This is a genomic window from Allochromatium humboldtianum (genome assembly GCF_013385175.1).
GTDB classification, from domain to species: domain Bacteria; phylum Pseudomonadota; class Gammaproteobacteria; order Chromatiales; family Chromatiaceae; genus Thermochromatium; species Thermochromatium humboldtianum.
In genome coordinates, this window is record NZ_JABZEO010000010.1 from 1 (window position 1) to 21163 (window position 21163).

At 68.2% G+C, this 21163-nt stretch carries 20 protein-coding genes; 1 reads left to right on the plus strand and 19 read right to left on the minus strand.

Translation table 11 applies throughout. The features are described from left to right. The first annotated feature begins 251 nt into the window (after positions 1-251). Positions 252-1610, plus strand: coding sequence for a tyrosine-type recombinase/integrase (locus HW932_RS14340; protein WP_176977182.1), 1359 nt, complete (start codon positions 252-254; stop codon positions 1608-1610). Positions 1611-1636: 26 nt separating this feature from the next. Here HW932_RS14340 and HW932_RS14345 read toward each other — a convergent pair whose 3' ends face one another. The 19 genes from HW932_RS14345 to HW932_RS14435 all read right to left on the minus strand — a co-directional run bounded on the left by HW932_RS14345 (position 1637) and on the right by HW932_RS14435 (position 21158). Further along, positions 1637-2164: an RES family NAD+ phosphorylase gene (locus HW932_RS14345; protein WP_176977183.1), complete on the minus strand. Its 528-nt coding sequence runs from the start codon at positions 2162-2164 to the stop codon at positions 1637-1639. Then, positions 2161-2529 (minus strand): DNA-binding protein, encoded by a 369-nt coding sequence (locus HW932_RS14350; protein ID WP_176977184.1) that lies wholly within the window; start codon positions 2527-2529, stop codon positions 2161-2163. Before HW932_RS14350 ends, HW932_RS14345 begins: the two co-directional genes overlap by 4 nt. Before the next feature lie 227 nt (positions 2530-2756). Continuing rightward, positions 2757-3794, minus strand: a complete 1038-nt coding sequence (locus HW932_RS14355) for a DUF7146 domain-containing protein (protein WP_176977185.1) — start codon at positions 3792-3794, stop codon at positions 2757-2759. Between the two features lie 133 nt (positions 3795-3927). Next, on the minus strand, positions 3928-4434 hold the full coding sequence (locus HW932_RS21895) for a JAB domain-containing protein (protein ID WP_425485122.1): 507 nt from the start codon (positions 4432-4434) through the stop codon (positions 3928-3930). 320 nt (positions 4435-4754) lie between these two features. After that, positions 4755-6665, minus strand: coding sequence for a VWA domain-containing protein (locus HW932_RS14365; RefSeq protein WP_176977187.1), 1911 nt, complete (start codon positions 6663-6665; stop codon positions 4755-4757). Between the two features lie 117 nt (positions 6666-6782). Continuing rightward, complete coding sequence (locus tag HW932_RS14370; protein ID WP_246296848.1) at positions 6783-7859, minus strand: DUF3150 domain-containing protein; 1077 nt, start codon at positions 7857-7859, stop codon at positions 6783-6785. A gap of 95 nt (positions 7860-7954) precedes the next feature. After that, positions 7955-8329: a hypothetical protein gene (locus tag HW932_RS14375; RefSeq protein WP_176977188.1), complete on the minus strand. Its 375-nt coding sequence runs from the start codon at positions 8327-8329 to the stop codon at positions 7955-7957. Continuing rightward, the gene (locus tag HW932_RS14380; RefSeq protein ID WP_176977189.1) at positions 8326-9279 is read right to left on the minus strand and encodes an AAA family ATPase; all 954 of its coding nucleotides are present in this window, start codon (positions 9277-9279) and stop codon (positions 8326-8328) included. Before HW932_RS14380 ends, HW932_RS14375 begins: the two co-directional genes overlap by 4 nt. Positions 9280-9554: 275 nt before the next feature. Continuing rightward, the gene (locus HW932_RS14385) at positions 9555-10652 is read right to left on the minus strand and encodes a YqaJ viral recombinase family nuclease (protein WP_176977190.1); all 1098 of its coding nucleotides are present in this window, start codon (positions 10650-10652) and stop codon (positions 9555-9557) included. Positions 10653-10743: 91 nt separating this feature from the next. Continuing rightward, positions 10744-11679 carry a phage recombination protein Bet gene (gene bet, locus HW932_RS14390; RefSeq protein ID WP_176977191.1) on the minus strand — a complete coding sequence of 312 codons (936 nt, stop codon included), beginning with the start codon at positions 11677-11679 and terminating at the stop codon, positions 10744-10746. A gap of 110 nt (positions 11680-11789) precedes the next feature. Next, positions 11790-12272 carry a single-stranded DNA-binding protein gene (ssb, locus tag HW932_RS14395; protein ID WP_176977192.1) on the minus strand — a complete coding sequence of 161 codons (483 nt, stop codon included), beginning with the start codon at positions 12270-12272 and terminating at the stop codon, positions 11790-11792. A gap of 646 nt (positions 12273-12918) precedes the next feature. Then, positions 12919-14238 carry a sigma-54-dependent transcriptional regulator gene (locus HW932_RS14400; protein WP_176977193.1) on the minus strand — a complete coding sequence of 440 codons (1320 nt, stop codon included), beginning with the start codon at positions 14236-14238 and terminating at the stop codon, positions 12919-12921. Between the two features lie 13 nt (positions 14239-14251). Continuing rightward, positions 14252-15691: an ATP-binding protein gene (locus tag HW932_RS22130; RefSeq protein WP_176977194.1), complete on the minus strand. Its 1440-nt coding sequence runs from the start codon at positions 15689-15691 to the stop codon at positions 14252-14254. Continuing rightward, positions 15688-16539 carry a substrate-binding domain-containing protein gene (locus HW932_RS14410; RefSeq protein ID WP_176977195.1) on the minus strand — a complete coding sequence of 284 codons (852 nt, stop codon included), beginning with the start codon at positions 16537-16539 and terminating at the stop codon, positions 15688-15690. Before HW932_RS14410 ends, HW932_RS22130 begins: the two co-directional genes overlap by 4 nt. A gap of 49 nt (positions 16540-16588) precedes the next feature. After that, positions 16589-17488, minus strand: a complete 900-nt coding sequence (locus HW932_RS14415) for a hypothetical protein (protein WP_176977196.1) — start codon at positions 17486-17488, stop codon at positions 16589-16591. Between the two features lie 14 nt (positions 17489-17502). Then, positions 17503-18018 carry a rhodanese-like domain-containing protein gene (locus HW932_RS14420; protein WP_176977197.1) on the minus strand — a complete coding sequence of 172 codons (516 nt, stop codon included), beginning with the start codon at positions 18016-18018 and terminating at the stop codon, positions 17503-17505. Next, on the minus strand, positions 18005-18736 hold the full coding sequence (locus HW932_RS14425; protein WP_176977198.1) for a beta/alpha barrel domain-containing protein: 732 nt from the start codon (positions 18734-18736) through the stop codon (positions 18005-18007). The genes HW932_RS14420 and HW932_RS14425 overlap by 14 nt, the downstream gene beginning before the upstream one ends. 2 nt (positions 18737-18738) lie before the next feature. Beyond that, positions 18739-20886 (minus strand): Mrp/NBP35 family ATP-binding protein, encoded by a 2148-nt coding sequence (locus HW932_RS14430; protein ID WP_176977199.1) that lies wholly within the window; start codon positions 20884-20886, stop codon positions 18739-18741. Then, on the minus strand, positions 20877-21158 hold the full coding sequence (locus tag HW932_RS14435) for a hypothetical protein (RefSeq protein ID WP_176977200.1): 282 nt from the start codon (positions 21156-21158) through the stop codon (positions 20877-20879). Before HW932_RS14435 ends, HW932_RS14430 begins: the two co-directional genes overlap by 10 nt. Between the last annotated feature and the right edge of the window lie 5 nt (positions 21159-21163).

The following is a 21163-nucleotide window of genomic DNA, read 5'->3' on the forward strand; positions in this document are numbered from 1 at the left end:
TTTTATTGGTCGGGGCGAGAGGATTTGAACCTCCGACCACCTGAACCCCATTCAGGTCAATAGCTGTTTTTTCTTGTTTCACCTTGTTCCTCAATTCTCAAAAAATATATAATTAACAGCATCTTCAGTTGAATCTGTCGCGCATGTTGTTGCATCCGGCTGTACTGAATCGCATGTTTTACGCGACTACAGACGCGACTACAAGAGACCACCTGAATCCACCCTCTCCGGCCCAGCCAGGATGGATCGCTATGCTCAGCGACCGCCAGATCAAGAACCTCACGGCCACAGGCAAACCGTATCGATTGCGCGAGAAGTCGACCGATCCAAGCTTACGCGGGTTCGGCGTACAGGTTTCCGCCGCCGGTACCAAGACCTTCTACGTCGAGTACAGCTTCGGCGGTCAACGAGGACATTTCTATCGCCTGGGAGCCTATCCCAGCCTGTCTTTGGCGCAAGCGCGTGAGCGCTGTCGGGACGTCCGCAATCTCGTCGATCAGGGGATCGATCCCAAGGCCGAACTCGATCGGCGACGCACATCCGAAGTCCTGGAGCGCAAGGCTCAGGAGCAGCAGGCACAGCTGGCACGAGCGACGGCGACTTACGAAGATCTGGTGCGCGTCTATCTGGCATCACTCGACAACCCGACGACGCGCGACGAAATCGAGCGGCTGCTACAAAAAGATGCCCGTCCGATCCTGAAAGACAAGCGCGTCACCGAGATCGAGCCGCGCGATATCCGTGCTGTGCTGGACAGAGCCCGCAAGCGGGGCGCGAAGCGGGTCGTCTTCATGCTGCACAGCTATCTGCATGCCGCCTTCGTTCATGCCATCGGCGAGCAGGAGATCGATGGCCTGCTGTTCCCGTTGACCACGAATCCGGTCGCCGCCGTGAAAAAACCGGATTCCGGTATGACCCCTTGCAGTCGGGTGCTCTCCAAGGAGGAGATCGGCACACTCTGGCAAGCACTCACGATAGAGGCCGATCGCCTGAGTCCCATGACCATTGGGGCCATCCGCCTGATGCTGCTCAGCGGACAGCGTCTACAGGAGATTTTGCGCACACGTTGGGATCAGCTCGATTTTACCGACGGCACTTGGTCGTTCGCGCGTGAGCAGACCAAGACCAAGCGCCCGCACCTAGTGCCTCTGACCCCGATGATTCATGAAACGCTCATGGCGATTCCGCGCTTGGGGCCGCTGGTCTTTCCGCATTCCCGTCCATCTGACAAGACCCCTGAAGCGATAGCGATCATGCCCTTTCGTTCGATTACTCAGGCCATCGAACGTCTCTGCGCACGGCATGCCCTGGAAGCCTTCACGCCCCGGGATCTACGCCGAACCTGCACGACGCATTGGGCACGTCTCGGCATTCAGCCAAGTGTGCGTTTTCTGCTTCAGAACCGAGCCGTGAACGACATCGAGGAAACCCACTACAACATCTACGACGGTCTTCCGGAAAAGCGACAGGCCCTGGAGTGCTGGGAGCAGGAGCTTCGGGGGCTGTTGGATACCGCTTCGATGATCAGCCTGGGTTCGTCGCCGTCGGCCATACAATCGGCATCTGCTCCAAGCCAGGCCGGCCTGACGCCCAGCCGAAACCGAGTCTGAGGTCGTCCTCATCGCCAGAGCGTCGATCAGCGCGACCAGCTGGACAGGTCGCGGGGGAGTCGCCCATCGGGGTCGTTGACAGTGACGGAGTTGCCATCCTTGAGCCGGTCTGAGTAAACGACGACGTTCGTTCCGCCCTCGTGCGCCTGGCTCGGAAAGAGGATGCCGGTATAGCCATGGGCCAGCACCATATCGGCGAGAACCCAAGTCGGGGGTTCGATGTGAAGCTCGAACCTCAGGTGGCGCCAGTCTTCGCGCCAGTCATGCCATAGCTCGTCCCAAGGCTCTCCATGGTGGAGCCGACGCAGGTCGACCAGGTTGCGCAGCGACACGGTGTACGAGCACATCGTGCAGGGCGGAAGGAAGGCTGAGGTCTGCTGGTATTCGCGCAAGGCGGTCATTTCATCCAACGACAGGTACAGCGCCTCGACGCCTTCGCGGTTGAAGCGCCCACCTCGGGCCGCGGCACCGGCGCCGCTGGTCGGCCGGCTGGCCCATTGTGGGGTATGCGCGCGGAATACGGTGGTGTCGGGCGGCAAGTCGGAGAGGATCATCCGACGAACCCGGCGCGGATCGACTCCAGATAGTCAATCGCGTCCTCGGTTCGGCCTTGCTGGACCAGCTGCAACAGGGTCTGGTGACGAAACGCCGCAATAGGCTCGTTCTTGATCAGGAAGATGGCGCGCTGCTGATCCGGCTGTATCGCCGTGGCGGCCGACAGCACACGCATCAGGTCGCGCAGTGCCGATTGCAGTCTCGGCGATTCCGGGTGGGTGCGCAGGGTGTTGCGATGGACGCCGGCCAGCTCGGCCAGATCCTGCTGTTGCAGGCCGAGAATGTGCGCGACGCCTGAGGCTGAGAATCGCGACGTACCCGGTTCCCGCGTCGATTCAAGCACGTCGGCGAAGAGGGCGACCATGGCGTTTCTCCTGAGTGCGCCTATTAGAGATGCACATATTACGCACAGTATAGGCATCGCTCAAGCCCAGTCAGCGACGCCTGGCCGTTTGGACCTCCAGAACCGGCCGACATCGACCGAACCCGCTTCAACTGCATCTGATCTGAAGTCGGACTCCAGCCAAGCACGCCGGGAACGACGGCCCGCTCCAGTCGAGACTGAAACGGGCCGCCCTCGGTGGAGACCGCTCAGGCGGCCTGTGAACGTCCCCGCGTGGCCAACCAGACATCGGCCCAGTCCACACCCGAGCGTTCGGCCGGAATCGGGCCGGGCGGCAAACGCACCTCAGCCTCAATCCCGCGCGCTAGCAGCCGGGCCTGCAGTCGCCCGGCGGCGCGCTGTCCGGCCCCATGGCGATCCCGGTCGGCCCAGATCGTGACCTGGGTGAGGCCGGGTGGCGGGACGAAGCGTTCCAGAAGCGTCGCGTTGAGCGCCGCCCACACCGGTTGTCCGCTCAGGTGATGGGCCGCCAGCGCGGTTTCCACGCCTTCGGCCACACCAAGCGTGGTGGTGGCCGCATACAGCCGAATGGCCGCACCGGCCAGAGGCGCCACCGGCGGCAGCAGCTTGCGCGCACTGGCCACCGGGGCCTTGCCCCGCCCATTGGTGGCCAGATAGGTGCGGTGCAGCGTCAGACGCTGACCGTCCGCGCCCTGCACCACGCTCAGCAGCGCCGGGAACGCTCCCCGGTTATCACCGGCCTCGAAATACGCGAGCTGCGGATGCAGACGCAGGACGTCCGGATCGGTGTCCTCCAGCGTCAGCCCGCGCGCGGCCAGATAACGCCACAGCGGCCAGGCCAGCGCGGCGTTGACCGGGCAGGCGGCCTGCCAGAGACGCTCGATCCGGCGTCGGGCCTGAGCCGATGTGCGGTCAGTAGCGTGACCAGACGGTATGGAACCCTGCTCAGGCGGATACCGTCCGGCGACCGCCTCCAGTCCCAATACCGCACTGACGGCGGCCAGCGCCTGTGGAAAGCGCCAGTCGTACAGCCACATCAGCAGCGCAAAGCCGTCGGGAAAGGCGCCACAGGTATTGCAGATGCCGCCCCCGGTGTCGGCCACATCACGAAACAGCCGAAAGCCGTCCCGTCCGCCGTGACGCGGACAGGGCCCATGCCGTCCGGCGCGGGCCAGAGCCGGTTCCAGGGCGGGGGCCAGGGCAGCCAGCACCGACGGCCAGCGTCCCCGCACCCGAGGACGAATCTCGGTGATCTCCAAACGCATACGAACCTCCAGCCTGTGTCAGGTGTGATGGCCCGCCACCGCGCCATCCCTTATCAGGGCGGCGGGCGCGATGGGGAGCCGGGATGTGGCCCCGGATGACGGGGCCGGTGGTGAGGACGGCGGACGCCGTCGGTCAGAGCAGGCCGCGTTCGGCCAGCGAGAGACAGGTGTCACCGACGATCAGGTGATCGAGCAGCCGGATGTCGACCAGGGCCAGGGCCTCGCGCAGACGCTGCGTCATGCGCAGATCGTCCGCGCTCGGTTCACTGACGCCGGACGGATGATTGTGGAAGGCCAGAGCGGCGGCGCCATTGCAGCGCAGCCCGGCCTTGACCACCTCGCGCGGATAGACCGAGGCGCCATCGATGGTGCCGCGAAACAGCTCCTCGATGGCCACCACCCGGTGGCGGTTGTCGAGCCAGAGTATCCCGAACACTTCGTATTCGAGCTGACCCAGACGCAGTTGCAGGTAGTGGCGCGCCGCGTCGGGCGAGGTCAGCGCCGGTTCGTCGGCGGTGCGCAGACGTTCGGCCAGAATGGCCAGGGCCTGGGCAATGATGGCGTCCTCCTCGGCACGCTGCGGATCATCGGCCTGTGGGTCGGGCGTATCAGTGCAAACGGGAACGGTGGTGGTGTACATGGTCGTCTCCAGAGGCCAGGCACGCCGTCCCCGTGGGGTCCGAACGCCCCGGCGGGTCGGTGGTGGAATCAGCCGTGCAAGGTCGACGGCTGGGGATGACCGGCTGGGCCGGTGGATGGTGCGCGGGGTGGTCATCGCCCCCGCCGGCGCTGGTCGGCGCGTCCCGCTCGGGACAGCACCGGACACCTCTCCGATCGCCACCCCGAGTCCGGGATGGCGGCGGGACAGGCGCCGGGACCACGGGCCCCGGCCGTCGTTATGGTGGGTGGTGGTGGCGCCCGACGACCGCACGCGAGGGGCGCACGGTCGTCGGGACGGACTCAGCCGCTGATCAGCAGTCGTTCAGCCACGCCAAACAGGGCCTGTTGCAGATCCCCCGCGTCCTGGATGCGGAGACTGACCGGAAACAGCCAGGAGACATCGTAGGCAATGCCGACCCCAATCGTTTCCAGACCTTGATCCCGGCACAGCGCCAGGATCTCGTGGGCGGCAGCCCGATCGTTGGGATCGCCATCGGTCATCGCCAGAATCAGGCGTCGGGGTTCAGGCCGCAGCGACAGATCCGCCGCCGCATACCACAGCGCCTGAGCCAGCGGGGTGCCGCCGCGCGGCCCCTGATCGAAGGCATCGGCCCGCCGGCGCACCGACTGTCCGTGCCGGATCAGCCGGCTCACCCGTGTGTCCTCGCCCTGCTGACCGGGAAAGGCCGTGACCGCCACCGAGACGCCGGGAATCGGCTCCAGGGCCAGGGCCACGGCCAGGGCCGCCTCCAGCGCGACCTGGAACGACGGGCGCCCCGCCTCGGTGCGCCTGTTCATCGATCCGGAGAGATCGACCAGCAGATGCAGCGCCGTGTTGGGGGCCGGACGGCGGTGTGGACGCGCAAACAGCCGCGTCTCCCCCAGCCCGACCCGATGCAGCCGTCGTGACAGCAGGGTTCGGCCCTGCCAGGTGGCGCCCGGCCGGTCCATCCGGCTGGCCTGCACCAGTCCCTGGAGCCGGGTCGCCAGCGCCCGCGAGGTGGCCGCGACCCGTTGGCACGCGAGGTGGTTGAGATGTGGATCACTGAAGGCCTCCTCGCCCACCGGCAGCCGCAGGGTCTCGGGGTCATCGGCTCCCGCCGCCTCGGCCAGGGCCTGACGCGCCTGCGCAAACAGATCGCCGGCCAGATCGTCCTCACCGGCCGCCAGCGCCTGCCGGAGTGCCCCGTTCGGTGTTTCGGACGGGTCCAGGACGCTGGCCGAATCGGCGACCGGGGTCGCGGCCTCGGGTGCTGCACCGACCTCAGGTTCCGGGTTCGGGGCGTTGGACTCGGGTCCATCATCAGTCCCCGCCGCCGCCTGTGGCGCGGCGTTCGGATCGCCGCCGGAGTCCGGTGCCTGTGCCGCGCCCGTCTCGTCCGTGGTCGCCGGCCTCGGTGCCTGACCGCCCTCCTCCACCTCCGGCGTTTGGCTGGAGGCTGTCGGCGGATGGACGTCATCGGCCCCGGCACCGTCCCGGGGCGAACCGTCCGCATCCGGGGTCTCGGCACTGGCCGCCCCGTTTGCTTCGGCCTCACCCTCGGCGCCACGTTCAGAGGCCGTAGACGGCGTGGTATCGGGCGACGTGGCCTCAGCGTTCAGCCACTGCTCCAGGCGTTCGGCCAGCGCCGCCGCCTCGGCGGTCGAACCCAGTCGCCGCACCTCGGTGAGCAGTCCCCAGAGCCGATGCACCAGGGAGGCGGAGAAGGTCTGACGCAAGACCTGTTCGGCCTCGTGTGCGGCGGCGGCCAGGGCCGTCTGTCCCAGCACCTGATGGCGCAGCCGCAGCAGCAGCGTGGCCGTCAGGATCCGGGCCGGATGGTCCTCCGTGGCGGGCGGCTGGAGCTGGCCGGTGGCCTGCATCCAGTCGATCACCCGGGCCAGGGTGGTCTCGGTTCCGGGATAATCCTGGCGGATGGCCCATTCGATGCGGATGTCCTCCAGGATGTTGAGCAGCGTGCGCCGCAGCGGCGACTGGGCCTGGACGGCCTCGAAGACGGCCATGTCGGTATGACGCACATGACTGGCTTCATGCGCGAGTAGCCCCCAGGCCACTGGGCGCAGCTCCGAGGCCGCCGGCAGATCGGGCAGCCAGATGGTGTGACCGTCGGTGGCCGCCTGGGCGCCGCCGACCTGAACCTGCACGCCGAAGCGGCGGCCCAGAGCGGTGGCGACGATCGGCATGGCGTGTTTGAGGGTGTGGGTGTACATGATCGAACTCCAGATGCATGGGCACACCCGCCCCAGCGGGGCGAAGCGTGCCCCGGTGGGGAATGGCCGGTCCGCAGACCGGCCGGTGGATGTGGCCCCAACGGGGGCCGGGTGTGATCAGAAGAAGCTATCCTCCACGAACACCTCCAGGTCCATGGGTGGCTCCACCGTCGGCGGGAGTGCCGGCCGGTCGAAGGCCGACAGCGGCTCGGGGACAACAGGCCGCGTCACCGGCGCCGGCACAGCGGCCGCCACGTCATCCGGCAACGGGTCGGTTGAACGCTCCACGTCCGGCTCGCCAGCGGCCTCCAGCGCGTCAAGCGCCTCGGTTGCATCCGCGTCCTCCGGCGGCTCCGCCGCCGTGCCGGCCAGCAGTCCCGCGCCATGGCGGGCCAGCCGGGCCTCATCGCGCAACAGCAGCCACAGCCCGAAGCCCTCGCGGAACAACGCTCCGCTGACGGGCCCCGAGCGCGGCGCCCGCTGCAGGAACCCCTCCAGGGGTTCGAGCACCGGCGGGATGCGCGGATCGACGAACGACAGCACCGCCAGCTTGTCGCGCACGCGGCGGAAGGTGCCGAGCGCACGCTGGCTCAATTGCGTCTGCCCGATCAGGCTCTTCTCCAGATCGCGGGCAATCTGCGTGACCTCGTGGAAGATGGTTCCGCCCAGCTCGGCGGCATCCTCGGCCAGGGTGCCGGGATGGGCCTCAGCGGGACGAATCACCAGCGGGCGATAGCGGAAGGCAAACCGGGTGGCCACGCGGCCGGCCGGTTCCACCGCCTCGCGCAGTTGCCGCTCCCACTGGGGATGACGGGTGATCCAGTCGGCGATCTCGGCGTCATACCCAGCGAGAAAGGCGTCGACTTCGTGCTCGAAGCGGGTCTTGAGTCCTTCGAGTTCGGCACTGAGTCCGGCGACCTGGTCATTGGGCACCAGAAAGCCGCCGAGAAACCGTGTGCCGACCTTGAGACAGGCCCGCTCGGCCTGGCCCTTGAGGGTGTGGAAGATGCGCAGCGCCTCGGGATTGCAGATGCGCTTGGATCCCCAGTGGACCAGATCCGCCGTGGGTCTGTCGGCCGCCGCCAGCCCCAGATCCTCGGGGCGCAGTGTCTTGCGCCCGCCCCAGATCGGGATCGACAGCGAGATCAGGGTCATGGCTTCGGTCAGTGTGATGATGGGTGTGGTGGTGCTCATGGGCGTGTCTCCAGGCCGCGGACACGCCGGCGCCGCCCCGTGGGGACGACGCCGGATGCCCGGCGGCCGCTGGTGGTGGATGGACGGTGGTACGGTCAGAACCAGTCGTCGGCGATGGCACTGTCGATCCGGGACAGATCGATCGCCGGCCGCGCGGCGACAGGTGGTGTCACCGGCGCAGGCGCCGGGGATGGCGGGGCGGGGTTTGGCCACACCCCCCGCGGGTCGAGCAACAGCCCCTGGTCATCGAGTCGGTGTTCCCCGACCCAGCGATAGCCCTTGCGTTGCTTTCCATGCACGGCACGCTTCAAGCGGTCGGCGGCCTCGGCGGGATAGGTCTTGTGCTGAAGCAGCCGTCCGGCCGGTCCCCAACGCACCGTCAGGGTACCTTCGGGATCGCGCCGCCAGGCCCAGTCCTTGGCCCGGCCGTTGCCGTGGTAGAAGCGGTAGAGCTGAAACGGCGGGGTCATGCCGCCGAACTCCCGGTCCACAGATCCCCCATCACATCGGCGGCCACCCGATGGATGGCCTCGCGCTGATCGGGATCGGCCCGGGCGGTGAGCGCCTGCTCCAGGGCAAAGCGGATCGGTTGCGGGGCGCCGCGAAAGGTCAGCGCCAACCGTGCCCAGCGCACCAGGGTGCGGGTGGAGAGCGTGATGGTGAGTTGGGCCGTGCTTTCGCCCTCGCCCACGAACAGCCGTCGCACCTCATTGGCCACGGCGATGAGCTTCTCACCGACCTCCGGCGGCAGGCTCGGCACCGCGCCGGCCAGCACCCCCAGTTCCACCTCGGGTTCCAGATAGCCGACCGGCAACACCCGGAAGCGGTCGAGGAAGGCCAGGTTTTGGCGCAGCACGCCCTGATACAGCCCGGTGGTATCGCCGGCTCCGGCCGAGTTGCCGGTGGCGAATACCCGGAATTTCGGATGGGGTCGGATGACCTCCCCGCCGTTCTGGGCAATGACCAGGGGCTGACCCTCGATCACATCGTTGAGTCCGGCCAGCTCAGCCGGGTCCATCAGGTCGATCTCATTGAGCAGCAGCAGATGCCCCTCACGCAGCGCCACGGCCAGCGGGCCATGGACGAAGCGCGTCGAGCCGTCGATCAGCACGAACTGCCCGACCAGATCGGAGAGTTCCAGGCGCCCGTGACAGGTCACCGACTGCACCGGCCAGTTGAGCCGGGCGGCGACCTGGCACACCAGCGAGGTCTTGCCGCTGCCGGTCGGACCGGTGAGCAGAAAGGCATCGCCGGCCGGATCGCGCAGAAACGCGATGAGCGCGGCCAGCCCCTGGCGAAACACATAGGGCGTGGCCGGTGGAATCAGCGGGTGGTCGGTGGCACTGAAGCCCTCGATGACGAGTCCCGCCGGGGCCTTGACCCCAAAGGTCTGGCCGACATTGAACAGTTGCGTGGTCATGCGTCGTCTCCCGTGTCGTGAGAGGCGACGCCACCCGGTGCGGGGGACGAACTCGCCCCTCGGGGTGGTGGTGATGAAACCGGACGGCGGGTCCGGACGGTGAAGCGCGCGTGCTTGTGGATCGCCCGCGCCGGCGATGTGGTGATCACGCGGTCAGCGTGAGCACGGAAAGCCTCTCCGCCCAGGGTCCGGACGGACCCTCGGGGACAACCCTCCCGTGCCTGGGGATGGTGAGGGAGTGTGGAAGCCGACCGGCTTCCGCACTCCAGGGTGGTTCAGAAGTAGCCGCTGATGACCTCAGCGGTGGAGGCGGTCTCCTCCGGTCCGGGGGCCGCTCCTGACGGAGCGGTGCCGGAGCGGCGCGACCGCTTGGGACGCGCCGTCGTATCCCGAAGGGCGACGGACGCCGCCACGGATGTAGCCGACGGTTCCGGCGCATCCTGCCGCGTCACCCGGACCCGGAGCGTACCGGGTCGCCGGTAGGCCTCCAGGCATTGTGGATCGAGATCCGGGAGCAGCGCCGCCAGGGCCGCGTTGTAGTCGACGCTGCCGCGTTGCTGGTAGCGGCGCAGCCGCAGTCCGGCGTGCTCGGCCAGGAGGTAGTCGCCCATCAGGGCCACCAGTCCCTCCTGCGCCGCGTTCAGTGCGCTCCGGGCCTCCTTGAGCGCCGCGTCGAGCGCGCCGGCTCGTTGCTCGGCGGCCTGATACTCAGCCGCCAGCTGTACCCAGCGTCCACGGGCCTCGCCGTCGGGGACATAGGTGTCGCGCGCCGGGTCGGGCGTGGGTTCCTGACGGGTGCGCACCGCCTCGGCGAAGGCCAGGCAGGCGGGCACCAGTTCCTGCGCAATGAAGGCCTCATCACGCGCGATGACGAACTCCAGCGCCACCCGCCCGGTCTGGACCGGATCGAACACCAGCCAGCCACGGTCGGCCTCGGCGATGAACAGCTGGAACTGCACCTGGATCCAGTAGAGCCGGAAGGCCAGGCTTGCCTCGCCCTCACGCTGGAGCGTCTCCCAGGTCTTGACGGCGGGAACTTTCAACTCAACCGGCTCGCCGGTGTCGGTGAGACCGTCGAAGGAGCAGCGCAGCACCGGATGCCGCGCCGATTCGGCACAGACCGGCAGCAGCCAGGTCTGATGACGGGTCTCGAAGCCCTGACGGGCGGTGTCTTCGTACTGTAGGCCCCGTTGCACGAACGGGTTGTCCGACAGATCCGCCGGCGCACAGAGGCCGGTTTTCTCCGCCCACAGACGCCAGGGGGTCTGATAGGGCGAGCGGCCCAGGATCACGGCCGCTTCCGAGGCGGTGACGCCACGGGCGCGCCAGGCCTGCCACTCAGAACTGCGCTGAACCAGATCGATGATGTGCATGAGGGTGTCTCCTGCAAGCGGAGGGACACCGTCCCGGAGGACGGGCGTCCCCCGGGGGTTGGACCGGCGCGGGCCGGTCGTGGGTTGGGTTTCAGGCGGCCTGCGCCGCCGGGGCGTCGAGCTGTTCGGCCCGGGCCAGTTCGGCCAGCGCGTAGTCGAGCACGGCGCCGGTGAAGCGCTGGCGGACATAGTCCTGGGCCGTGGCCCAGGCTCGACTCTGTCGGGCACGCTCGACCAGATGGGCGATGTGCGCCTGGGTCGCCGCGTCGAGATCCGCGGCGGCCTCGGCCGTCTCGGGGTCAGGTTCGGACACCGCTGTCGCTGTTGTCGATACCGGTGCCGATGCAGCGACCGGCGCCGTCACCAGCTCGGCGTCCAGACTGCGTCCGGCCATCTCCTCGGCGGTATAGCTGGCCTCTTCGGGAAAGGCGGCACGCAGGCTGGCGGCCTTGGCGCATTTGAGCAGCTGACCGCGCGGGCGCTTGACCCACATCGCGGTGGGGACGTCACCGCCGCCCAGGCGGGCGTAGGTCTCCTCCCAGAACACGGTTTCGGTGAAGGGGCAGCGCACGCCGCCGATCAGCCGGTAGACCGTCACCTCACACCAGGCGGGAAAGGTCACGCTGACCTGATGCTCCTGCCACTCCTTCTGAACCTTGACCCGTCCCTGGAAGGTCTGGTTCAGCTCAGGACCGAAGCGCGCCGGGTCCATGCCGGCCCACTGTCCGGTACGCGCGGCGGTGGTCTGCACCTCGGCGATACCGGGCCAGACGGTTTCCACCTCGCGTCCGAGCGCGCGGTTCCACATCGGCACGATGTGCACCGGGCGCTTCATGACATCGAGACCGCGCGCCTGGCAGTAGCGCACCGCCAGTAACACGCCCTCAACCGTCTGGGCGGCGGGGAAGATCGAATCGACCAGGACTTGCCAGCTCGCCGGATCCAGGCCCAGCTCGGTGAGCGCCTCGGGATGGATGGCCAGCCGGCAGGCCGGCAGCGTGCTCGGGGATGGATGGGATGCGTTCATGGTGCCTCCGAAAAGCGGGGCTCCGTTCCCCGGTGTGGGGCAACGAGGCCCCAGGGGGGTTGAAGACGGACAGCGTGTCGCGAGACTCTTCAGGAGCGGGACACGGAGCCTCAGAACGGAATGGCCTCCTCCTCGAAGGCCGGAACCGGTGTCGGGGCGCGTGACGCCACCGGTGTGGCCCGGCGTCCGGTGGGGGCTGTCGCCGGCGGGCGTTCAGTGCTCTGGGCCGGCGGGGTGTTGGCCTCCGGGCGGCTGTCGAGCATCTGCAGGGCGCCGGCGAAATCGACGAGGATCTCGGTTACGCGCCGCTCCGCGCCGTCCTGGGTCTGGTATTGGCGTGTGCGCAGCTTGCCCTCGATATACACCCTGGAACCGGTGTGCAGGTACTGCGCAGCGATCTCGGCCAGACGGCCAAAGAGCACCACACGGTGCCATTCGGTGCGCTCGCGGCTCTCGCCGGAGGCCTTGTCGGTCCAGTGCTCGTTAGTGGCCAGTGACAGATTGGCCACCGACTCGCCACTGGGCAGGGTGCGCACTTCAGGATCGGCACCCAGGTGGCCGATCAGGATGGCTTTGTTGATGCCTCGGGACATGGGTCGGCTCCTTCATTTGGAATGGACGGAGAGACGACCGACCCCGGGCGGGGAACGGAACGCTCCCCGGTGGAGGATGACCGGTAGCAGACCGGTCGGTGATGCGCGGAGGTTTATCGATCGCGTCCGCTCGCGATGGCACGACTCGTCGTTGGGTGAGTCGTGTCGGAAGCCGTGTGGCCGTCTGGTCCGGGCGTGGATCCCGTGATCGGGACGGCGCGCTGGACAGGTCGAACCTGGAAGTACTGTGGCACAGACGGTGCTCCGAGGCGAGGGATCAACGGTCCGCCGGGACGCAGACCGTTTGACCCAAGGTCGGCCACTGGGACTGGATCAAGACATAGTGCGCGCGCAGCGGATCGTCCTGAACCCGCCTCTCCAGCAACGCCAGTGATGGTGAAGCGGTGTGTGGACCGCAATGGGCCGATCTTTCGGATTCCAGCATCCGCCATAGCGTCTGGCCTTTTCCACACTGAAAGATTGAGTGGCGAATCTGGCTGTGCTAATGCGCCAGGCCATGCATGTGTCTGGTGCTATCAGGCAAAGACCCCATGCTTGATGCGCCCCAGCGTGTCCAAGACAGGATCGGCCCCGATTTCGGTGTCCAGCAGGGATGGTGCCAACAGAATGCCGTAAGATTTTCAACTCAACCTGCACCCCCAGGTCGTGACAGTCCATACCGTTTCATCTTCTGCCACAGCGTCTTTCGGCTGATGCCAAGCCGGGCGGCGGTCTGGGTCATGTGGTAGTCCTGCTCGACGAGCGCGGCCAGGATCGCGGCCCGTTCGCCAGCTTCGGCCTGCTGTCTGAGGCCGGTCTCCGCAGGTGTGACGTCGGACGCTTCCAGGCGCAATCGCTCGCCCTGCCCGAGGATGCAGGCGCGCTCCAGGGTATGCTGCAACTCGCGCACATTGCCCGGCCAGGATTGATTCAGCAACCACTGGCGATCTGCAGCCCCGAGCTGGCGACGCTCATCCAGAAAGCGCGCGCCATGCTCGGCCAGGAAACGCTCGGCCAGCCACAGGATATCTTCGGGCCGCTCGCGCAGCGGCGGGATCGCGATCTCCAGCACCCGTACCCGGTAGTAGAGATCCTCGCGAAACTGCCCGGCGCGCACCAGGGCGGCCAAATCGCGATGGGTGGCGCACACCAGACGCGCGGTGACCGCGACCGGCTCGACGCCGCCGATCCGGGTCAGTTGACGCGACTGCACCACCCGCAGCAGACGCGATTGCAGGGCCAGCGGCATGTCGCCGATCTCATCGAGAAAGAGCACGCCATCGCCCGCCTGCTCGAAGACACCTGGACGACGGCGCTCGGCCCCGGTGAAAGCCCCGCGCTCGTGACCGAAGAGTTCGGCCTCGATCAGGGTCTCGGGCAGTGCGGCACAGTTGACCGCAACGAAGGGTGCCTGTGGGCACTGACGCCGATGCAGGGCACGGGCTACGACCTCCTTGCCCACGCCCGATTCGCCGCTGATGAGAACCGGCGTCTGTGGATGACGCGCCAGCCGATCGAGCTCGGATTCGAGGCGGCACATCGAAGGCGAGATCCCCAGGCGTTCGTTCTCGCCGGCCTCTCGGCGCACGTCGCGGGGAGGTGCGTGCGTGGCGGCGAGCGCACGCAGCTTGTCGATGAGCGCGCCCGGATCGAGCGGCTTGGTCAGATAGTCGGCCGCGCCGAGCTTGAGCAGACGCACCGCGTCCTCGATGGTGCCGTAGCCGGTGATGAAGAGCGTGGGCGGCCGCGCGATACGCGACTCGATCAGCCGCTCGAACAGGGCGATCCCGGACAGGTCGGGCAGATTCACGTCGATCACCGCCAGCCCGACCTCGGTCTCAAGCAGCGCCGCCAGGCCGTCCCGCCCCGTGCGCCGCCAGTCCACCTCGAATCCCTCCAGGGTGAGCCGCTCCACCAGCGCCTCGCCCATGATGGCATCGTCCTCGATCAGACAGACCCGTGTCATATCACGCACTCTCTTATGCAACCGGCCGGTCCAGCGGCAGACTGACCTGGAAGGTCGTCAGCTCGCCCTCGGACGCAACCTCGATGACGCCGCCGAGCTGGGAGACGATCTGATAGCAGATCCATAGCCCCAGTCCGCGCGCATGGGGTCGAACCGCCGGATAGGGTTCGAACAGATGGGCGAGCTGATCGGGCGGGATCGGTCGGCCGCGATTGCGCACCCACAGCCGCAGGCGGTCGCCCTCGCTCAGCAGCCGCACCCGCACCGCCCCGCCGTCGCGTGCGGCCTCGATGGCGTTGAGCAGCAGGTTCAGCAGCAACTGACGCACCGGCGTCGCCGGCAGTGTGGTCGCCACATCGAAGGCATTGTGCCAGATCAGCCGCACGCCGGACTTGGCCAATCGCGGTTGAGCCAGGGTGCGCACATCGTCCAGATCGCGCCCTGTCAGCGGACGCGGATCGGCGCGCGCCTCGACCAGCAGTGCCGAGACCGAGTCCTGGATCTGACGCAGTGCGCGCTCCAGCAGATCGAGCAGGCGGGCCGTGCGTGCGTCCAGAGGCTGGGCACAACGATAGGCGTCGATCGCCATCAACATGCCGCCGAGCGGGTTGTTCACCTCATGTGCGACTCCGGCGGCCACCCGCCCGACTGCGGCCAGCCGCTCGGACTGGAGCATCTGGTCCTTCAGCGCCTCCTGTTCGGCCAGGGCCGCGACCATGGCGGCGAACTGGCGTCCAAGCTGACCGATCTCACTGTCATCGCCAGGCAGTGTGCAGTGCAGCCGACGCGGATCCTCCTTGCCGACCCGGCTCATGCAGCCGCTGAGCTGGGTCAGAGGGGCAACCAGGCGCCGTCCCCACAGCCAGCCGAGCGGCAGCAGCAGGGCGAGCACGCCGACCGTCACCAGCACGCCGCCGACCAGGATCTCGCGAAAGCGCGGCAGATAGGGCGTGTCGGACAGCAGGGCGATCAGTTCGCCGACCGGTGTGCCGTCGCTGAACAGCGGCAGGCGCAGCAGACGCTGGGCCTCGGCCTGATCGACCCCGTTCGCCCGTGCAAGCGGTTCGATGCGATCCGGCTCGACGGTCGCCGGCAGCCAGGGCAGCGCCTCGTTCAGCGGCTGATCGAGCCGATAGCGACGCGGCCGGTTGCTGGCGAAGACGCGCCCGGCGGCATCGACCAGGATCCATACGGCTTCCCCGGCTTCAGCGCCTTCGGGACCGCGCAGCAGCGCATAGGCCAGCCAGACATCCTCGTTGCGCAGCGCCTGGATCAGCATCTCGGCCCAGGCATGGGCCAACATTGATGCGTTGCGCCCCTGATCCTCGCGCAGATTAACCAGGGTCTGTCCGCCAAGTGCGAGCGCCAGACAGAACGCGGTCAGTATCGCCGAGACGCTCAGACTCAGCGGCAGGCGGACGCGATAGCTCGCCCAAAAGCGGCTTATGTTCACCCGCTTCGCCCCAATTGGCGCGCCATGGCGGCGATATCCGTGAACAAGGCCGGCTCGGCGGTGACGAAGCCGTCGAGGTTGAGTTCAGCCAGCAGCGCGCGGCCGGCGGCGTCTCCCGCCTGCCCGATCAGGATCTCGCGCAACCGGGTGCGATCCGCCGCCGGCAGGTCACGCGCGGCCACGATCGGCGGAAAACCGAACAGGGGCGAGCGCAGGATGATTTGCGTCTGCCCGGTCAGCGCCGGATCGCGCCGTGCCAGGGTCTCCCAGACATAGCCATCGACCGCCGCGCCGTCGGCCAACCCCTCGGCGACCGCGACCACGCTGCGCGGGTGTCCCCAGGTGAAAAACGTCCGTCGAAAGAAGTGATCCGGATCGCGCCCGAGGCCAGCCAGATGCGACCTCGGGTAGAGATAGCCGGAGTTGGAGTCGGGATCGGCCCAGGCGAAGAGTCGGCCCGCGAGTTCCTCGAAGGATTGGACGCCGCCCTCGGCGGCGGCGATGACATAGGCGCGGTAGAGCGGCTGCCCCTGGAAGGACGGCACCGCGATCAGTTCCAGTGCGTCCTGATGCTGAACATAGGGATAGCCGCAGATCCAGGCCAGATCGAGCTGACCGCCCAGCAGTAGATCGAGGATCTCGCGATAGCGTGCGCGCTGCACGAAAACCACCGGCCGCCCGAGCCTTGCACCCAGCCAGGCCGCCCAATCGTTGAGAAAGCCGACGCGATCATCGAGCATCACGGCGGTGACGCCAAAGCGTACCGGCGAAGCCCCCAACACGGGCCAGGCCGCGCCGAGCGTCGTGGCGACCAGGTGGCGGATGAAACGGCGGCGATTCAGTGTCATCAAGGGTTGTCGATTCGGTGACGGATCCATGAAGGCGCTTTGCAATGAATTATCGCCGATCTGCCGGAACCGGGGACGGCAGATCCAGCTCGACCGCATCCAGCAGCCGGGCGCGCGGATCTGGTGTGGCCAAGTCCCCGGCTGCGAAGCGGTACCAGAGCTCGGCGCGCAGACGGGTCGTCACCGTGTGGGTGGGAAGCGCGATCTCGATCGACGTCGGCGGGCCGGGGGGCAGGGTGCGGTCCTGCCATTCGTTCTCGCCGTGCCGCTCCCAACCGAAGCGCACCGTTTCGCGCCAGACGGTGATGCCCTCGGCATCCAGCCTGCTGACTGTCAGCCAAACCGCGCGTCCCGTGGTTCCGCCCGGCAGGGCGTGGCCGGCGCGGTGGCTGATCCGGATCAGGACGATGGCGCCGTCATTCGGGGTGTGGCGGAGCGACAGCCGCAGCCGGGCAACGTCGTCCAGGAAGCCGGCGACCGAAGGGCCGATAAAGCCATGCCCAGCCTTGGCTCCACCCGGCGGCAGGTGGCAATCCAGACAATCCTTCCCCTGAAGCGCGGCCGGGTGCTCGCGAAAGCGGCGAACGGTACTCTCGCCGGGAGCATCGTGACAGCGGGCGCAGATGTCGGGTACCTGGAGTCTGGGATAAGGGTGCCCTGCCCGGCCATGACAGTCGTTGCAGCTCAAGCCGGCACCTCCGGAGGGCGCGTGGCAGACGAGACAGCCCTCAGGCGTGCCTTGCTCCATCCATTCACGGCGGAAGACCTCGCCCTCGGCCCCCTGCGCCATCCGGGTCGCGGCGAAGGTCTGCACGATCGCTGCGTGACAGTCGGCGCAGGGGCGCGACTCGCGATCCGTCACGTCTGAAGCGGCCACGCCAGGAGACAAGACGGCCAGCAGCCATAGGATCGGCGGAAGCGGCCCGATTCCATCGACCAGAGGACTCACGAGCGTCCTGATGCTCAATGGAACCGATCGGCCGGGGTGTTCATCTCGCACAGTCCGCGCGGGATGACGAAAGGGCGGCTGCCGGGTATGGCGAAGCCGGCCTGTGGATTCACGACCGGCAGGCCGGCGGCGCGCCAGGCAGGCAAACCGCCGGCCAGTACCTCGACTCGATAACCGAAGCCCAGGAGCCGGTTCATCCAGGGCGCCGGGTCGGTGCCGGGTTCGACGATCAGCACCGCGTTTCCACCACGGCTGTCGGGCAGATAGCCGGCAGGGTCGGTTCCGGCGTCCAGCGCGCCGGGGATGGTGCCTGTGAGGTAGGCCGTGCGGCCACGGGTGTCGAGCACCAGCGGCGGTTCGTTCTGGACGAGCCGGCTCGACAGCGTCTCGGGGCTCAGGGCCGGTGTGGGCGGCCCACGGTCCTCGCCTGCCGTGCCGACGATTACATGGACGAGCGCGGCGACCGCGACCATCAGCCGCCACTGTCGCCACGGCGAGCGTCCCCGGCCGCGCGCCTCAGACGGCTGCATGATCCGAACGAGGCATCAAGGCGACAGACACCTCGGGCGGACACGGTGGGGCCAGGGCCGCCAGCAGTGCCTCCACACCGACGGCTTGGAGCAGGTCGAGCCCGATCACCACCCCGTCCGCCCCGCCCTCGCGGCTGAGGTTTTCAAGATGGCGCGCTTCGGTGGCTCCCCCGGAGAGCCAGAGCCCCTCGGGATACTCGGCCCGCGCTCGCTCCAGAAGATCCAGATCCAGCCCCCGGCCGCGTCGCTCGGCCTCGCGGGCGTGCAGCCAGATCCGCTTGAAGCCCAGGTCACGGGCACGCCGGAGGGTCGGAATCAGCAGCCGGTCGCCGTCCGTGACCCGATAGCCGTGGATGGTCGCCGCGTCCGGGGTAAAGAACTTGAAGCCTTCGCCGCTGTAATTGGCCATGCGGTAGCTGACCTCCTGCGGGTAGACGGTCAGGCGCGGCAACCAGTTGCGCTCCGGCTGGGCGTCGCGCAGGGCGGCGCAGGCATCCAGTCCGGCATCGACTACGCACGCCGGAGCGGCATCCGCGTCCCAGTCCGCTTGCGCATCCGCACTCGGAGCGCAGAGCGCGGCGACTGGGGCCGGCAGGGCGCCGGCCTCGCGCGGACTGAGACAGCCGCCCTCCACCACCAGGCCCGCCAGACCGGCCAGTCGTTGCGTGTCAAACCCCTCGGGTAGGGGGCCGGTCAGATGCAAGTACAGTTCAGTCATTCTCAATCCTCGATCAATCGTTCCCAGAAGGCGGCATGGGCGGCACGGGTGTTGGGATCGGCCTCACGCAAGGTCGCCCGAGCTTCCCGCTCCAGCGCGGCGCGGAGCTGGTGCGCGAACTCCTGGAAGATCCGGGCGGCGGCGCTCTCGGGTAGCGCCTCGACCAAGGGCCGGCCGGTGTCGGCGAGCGCCTGTCCGGCGGGATCGAGCGGCAGGCGGCCCAGATAGGGGACGTGGCGGCGGCGGGCGAGCGCGCGCACGTCGGCGTCCGGAAAGAGCGGCATGGATTCGCCGCAGCGCGGACAGACCAGATGGCTCATATTCTCGATCACCCCGAGCACCGGAATATCCAGCTCATGGAAGAGCGCGATGCCGCGCTCGGCGTCGACCTGGGCGAGCCGCTGCGGCGTTGTCACCAGCACCGCCCCGCTGACCGGCAGACGCTCCAGCAGACTGAGCTGGACATCGCCGGTGCCGGGCGGCAGATCGACCAGCAGCACATCCAGATCCGGCCAGGCGACGCCATAGACCATGTCCATCAGGGTCTGAGTCACCAGCGGTCCCTTCCACACCAGGGCCGCCTCGGGCGGGATGCGCTGGGCGATCGAGAGGCTGTGGACGCCGTGGCCGACGGCGGGGATGGCGCGTCCTGACGCGTCCTGCTCCAGCTCGGTGTCGGTGCCGAGCATCCGCGCGATGGAGGGGCCATAGAGATCCGCGTCCAGCACGCCGACGCGCAGACCCTGGGCACGCAGGGCGCAGGCCAGATTCACCGTCACCGTGGACTTGCCGACCCCGCCCTTGCCGCTGGCGACCAGGACGACATCGCGCACACCGGGGATGGGCTCGCCGGGCTCGGCATAGCGCGGGGCCGTATCGGGCTCCGGGTTGATGGGGGCTTGACTGGTGCCGGAGCGAACCGGGATGGGGATCGGCGGCTCGGTCCGTGGCATGGTGTCCGCGCGACAGTCCATCGGCCCGGTCTCCTCGGGGGACTGCACTGGCACGGCTTCCGCCGACACAGTGCGTCGGGCACGCATGGCATACCCTTCTGGTTGGTCCGCCTGATCGAGACCCAGCCTCCCGGCGACTCGCCCAGCCAGCGCCTGGAACCAGGCACTCGCCGCCGTCTCCGGACTCGCCACCAGCGGCGGACGTCCGGCATCGGACGCCTCGGCGAGCGCCGCATCGAAGGGCAGCCGCGCCAGCAGCGGCAGGCCGGTCAGCGTCGCCAGCTCCGCGCCACCGCCCGCGCCGAACAGGGCGGTCTCGGTCCCGCAACGACCGCAGACCAGACCGGCGAGGTTCTCGACGATCCCCAGACAGGGCACCGCCAGATCCGCGAACATCTCCATTCCGCGCCGCACGTCATCCACCGCGACCTGTCCCGGCGCGGTGACGGTGAGGATGCCGGCCAGCGGGGCCTGGCGCGCCGCCTCCAGATGCACATCGGAAGTGCCGGGCGGCAGGTCGATGAGCAGCAGGTCCAGTTCGCCCCAATCGACCTCGGTGAACAACTGCGCCAGCCCGCGCTCGACCAGCGGACCGCGCCAGATCAGGGCCTTGGTCTCCGGCAGCAGGAAGCCGAGCGAGACGACCTTCAGGCCGTGCCGTTCCAGCGGGCGCACCCGCGTCCCATCGGACGTAGTCTCCATCCGCCCTTCGATCCCGAGCAGGGTCGGCGCCGAGGGGCCGTGGACATCGGCATCCAGCAGACCGACCTGGAGTCCGCGTGCGGCGAGTGCCAGGGCCAAGTTGACGGCGACCGTGGATTTGCCCACCCCGCCCTTGCCGCTGTGCACGCCGATCACGCGGCTGATCCCCGGCAGCTCGGAACGCAGACAGATCGAGCGCGGACGCGGCTTGACCACCAGGCGTTCGACGCCCGGCTCGTCCGCGAGCAGCGTCTGGATGGTCTCGGCCAGGGCGGACTGGGCCGCCTCGCTCGGGAAGCGCTCGGGATCGAGCAGCACCCGCACCGCGCCGCCCGTGGCGACCACGGCATAGACCTGGCCGTCCGTCACCACATCGAGGCCGTGCGCGGCGTCCTGGATCTGACTCAGGATAGTCAGCAGGCGCTGCTCCAGGCGCGCATCCGCGTCTGGATCGTTCCGCGACCGTTCCGGTGCAGCGATCTGGCTCAAGGGCATATGAGAGACTCCTCCAAATAGCGGCGGATGATGACCGCCTCTTCTTCATCGATGACCTGATCGGCCTCGTGCAGACGCCGCATGGTGTCGACGATGGCCGGGCGCTGCCGGGGCGCGAACTCGCACAGACGCTCAACGCGCAGCGCGTGGCAGGCGGCACAGCGGGTCTTGAACAGCGCCTCGGGCGTGCGCGGGCGACTCAACCACGGATAGCCACCGAGGAGTGCTCCAAGCAGGCCGAGACTGAGCAGGGGGCGGATCAGCCACGGCACGCGCC